We start from the raw sequence: 2,509 nt of genomic DNA on the forward strand, positions 1-2,509 counted from the left end.
GCGGCTACTGGAGAAAGCCCTGCACAGCTACGACATGGGCCTGGACGATCTGCCCATTGAGCGAGTGGTCAGCGAGCTGGCCGGCAACGGCTATGTGGAGCTGGACGACCTGCTGGAAGATATCGGCATGGGCAACCGCCTGGCACCACTGGTGGCGCGCAAGCTGGCCGGCGCTCGCGATGACGACGAGCGCCAGCACGAAGATGACCGCCGACCACTGGCCATTCGTGGCAGCGAAGGCCTGATGGTTAGCTACGCCAAGTGCTGCTGCCCGCTGCCCGGCGATACCATCATCGGCCACCTGAGTGCCGGGCGCGGCATCGTAGTCCACCGTGATACCTGCAAAAACCTGCTGGCGGAAATGCGCAATGCGCCGGAAAAATGCATCGCGCTAAGCTGGGACAAACAGGTAGAGCAGGAATTCACCGCCGCCCTGCGCATCGAGCTGATCAACAAGCGCGGCGTGCTCGCTACCCTGGCCAACAGCGTGTCGGAACTGGGCTCCAACATCGACACCATCGATATGGCGGAAAAAGACCCCACCCTCACGACCCTGAACGTGACCATGACGGTAAAAGACCGCATCCACCTGGCCCGCATCATCAAGAAACTGCGCACCCTGGACAGCATCGTCCGCATCCACCGGCTTTGATAAACGCAGCACCCCTCACGCAACATGCCAAGGCACTCTTGGCGGTTTCTCCGCGCTATTGCGTGCAGGTATTAACCCGTGCAAGCATAGCCGCTTCCCTTTTTTCGCCTGCTGGCCGTGGCCGGGGGCATAACTGACGAAGAACACATCATGTCCAACCATTCCGTAATCAGCACCGACAAGGCTCCGCAAGCCATTGGCACCTATTCCCAGGCCATCAAGGCAGGCTCCACCGTGTATCTGTCCGGCCAGATTCCGCTGGTGCCGGAAACCATGGAGCTGGTTGAAGGCGACATGGAGGCGCAGATCGAGCAGGTGTTTTCCAACCTGATCGCGGTGTGCGAAGCCGCAGGCGGCAGCCTGCAGGACATCGTGAAACTGAATATCTTCCTCACCGACCTGAGCCACTTTGCGCTGGTCAACGAGGTAATGGCACGGCATTTCACCCAGCCTTACCCGGCTCGGGCGGCCATCGGCGTGGCGGCACTACCTAAAGGCGCCGGCGTGGAAATGGACGGCATCCTGGATATTGCCTGACCCCACGCACCACGCTTCATGCAACACGCCCGCCCTTGTGCGGGCGTTTTTGTTGGTGCCGCCCTCCGAAAGGAGGGGAGACAGGGCGGCTTTAAAAGCGCACCATCGAACAGACGGTGGGCGGACAGATGTGCGCCTGCGTTAATCTCGCAACACTTATTCTGGCAACCTTATTTTCGCAACATAAGGGAGAGCGATATGGATACCGCGACCCACGACCTCAACGCCCTGTTTGATCAGCTCGGGCTGGCCAGCAGCGATCCCGATATTGAAGACTTCATCCACCAGCATGGCGGCACACTCACCGACAGCATGCACCTGCATCAGGCACCGTTCTGGAATGAATCCCAGGCACGATTTCTCGCCGAGGCGGTTCGCGAAGACGCGGAGTGGGCGGAAGTGGTGGATTCGTTGAGTGCGCTGTTGAGGCATTGAAAGGGCAGCTTCGGGCCTGGGCAAGGCAAGGATCGAGTAACAAGTTGCGAAAGGCAAAACCCCAACCCCGGGGCCTGGTCGTCGCTGTTAGATTTTCGAAACTCGTTACTCGAAACTCGCTTCTGGAATCCTTACCTCGCTTGGGCTCGGATCGCCTGCAGGCGGGCCCCTGCGGCAGGCCATGTGTCCGGCCTTACCCGATCGGTAACAGCAGCAGTATTCGGTCGAAGAAGATGCAATAAAGCAGCAGCGGCACCGGCAAGCCAATCAGCGTGCCAAGCATGTAATGGCGTAGCTTCACCCCGCTGAGCGCCAACGTGTAATTCAACGCCGGCATGGTCTGAAACAACAAACGCAGCAAGGCGACACTGCGCACCGGGTGGCTGTCCAGCCGTGCCAGAATCTTCCTGGCGAGGGGGCTCTGTATATCCCGCAGGGCACTGCCGCCGAGACCGCGCACCAGCACATAGGTCACCAGGCAGGACACACAGGCGGCCACATAGGTCGCCAGTCCGCCCATCACCGTTCCCAGCGCCAGGATGGCCGCCGCCAGAAAGATCCAGCCGGGCAGCTGAATCAGGTTGCCGATCACGAAGACCACCACAAAGGCAATGAAACCGGAAACCGGATTGGCCTCCAGTTGCGCGCGCAGGAACGACACCGACAGCTGCTCACGCAGGCCCGTCAGTTCCACGGTAATCAGGACCAGCGCCAGCACCATGGCCAACATGATCAGCCGCCGGTAACGCCCCAGAGAAAGTGTCATGATCACAACCGTTCCGCCTTTTCCTGCCTTGCACTATGGACAGTGTAAGCTGGCACGGCCAGCAAAACGTGAAGGGGGAGGGGTTTCAAGTTGAAAGTTGAAAGTTGAAAGTTGAAAGT

Annotated in this window: 4 protein-coding genes; 3 read left to right on the forward strand and 1 reads right to left on the reverse strand. The window is 59.7% G+C overall.

Annotated features, from left to right (window positions below):
* The 3 genes from A3730_RS18720 to A3730_RS18730 form a co-directional block, all read left to right on the forward strand.
* Positions 1-652, forward strand: a 652-nt coding sequence (locus A3730_RS18720; RefSeq protein ID WP_369819094.1) for an ACT domain-containing protein, incomplete at its 5' end; no start/stop codon positions are given.
* A 150-nt stretch (positions 653-802) separates the two neighbouring features.
* On the forward strand, positions 803-1,189 hold the full coding sequence (locus A3730_RS18725) for a RidA family protein (RefSeq protein WP_063519889.1): 387 nt from the start codon (positions 803-805) through the stop codon (positions 1,187-1,189).
* Positions 1,190-1,387: 198 nt separating this feature from the next.
* Positions 1,388-1,624, forward strand: a complete 237-nt coding sequence (locus A3730_RS18730) for a DUF2789 domain-containing protein (RefSeq protein ID WP_063519888.1) — start codon at positions 1,388-1,390, stop codon at positions 1,622-1,624.
* Positions 1,625-1,817: 193 nt separating this feature from the next.
* On the opposite strand, the gene A3730_RS18735 is transcribed toward A3730_RS18730, so the two are convergent.
* On the reverse strand, positions 1,818-2,390 hold the full coding sequence (locus A3730_RS18735) for a TVP38/TMEM64 family protein (protein ID WP_063519894.1): 573 nt from the start codon (positions 2,388-2,390) through the stop codon (positions 1,818-1,820).
* Positions 2,391-2,509: the final 119 nt, after the last annotated feature.

It is taken from the genome of Alcanivorax sp. HI0044 (assembly GCF_001634945.1).

Coding starts and splice junctions, on each gene's coding strand:
- A3730_RS18725 (WP_063519889.1), top strand. CDS start 803: ATGTCCAACCATTCCGTAATCAGCACCGACAAGGCTCCGCAAGCCATT.
- A3730_RS18735 (WP_063519894.1), bottom strand. CDS start 2,390: ATGACACTTTCTCTGGGGCGTTACCGGCGGCTGATCATGTTGGCCATG.
- A3730_RS18730 (WP_063519888.1), top strand. CDS start 1,388: ATGGATACCGCGACCCACGACCTCAACGCCCTGTTTGATCAGCTCGGG.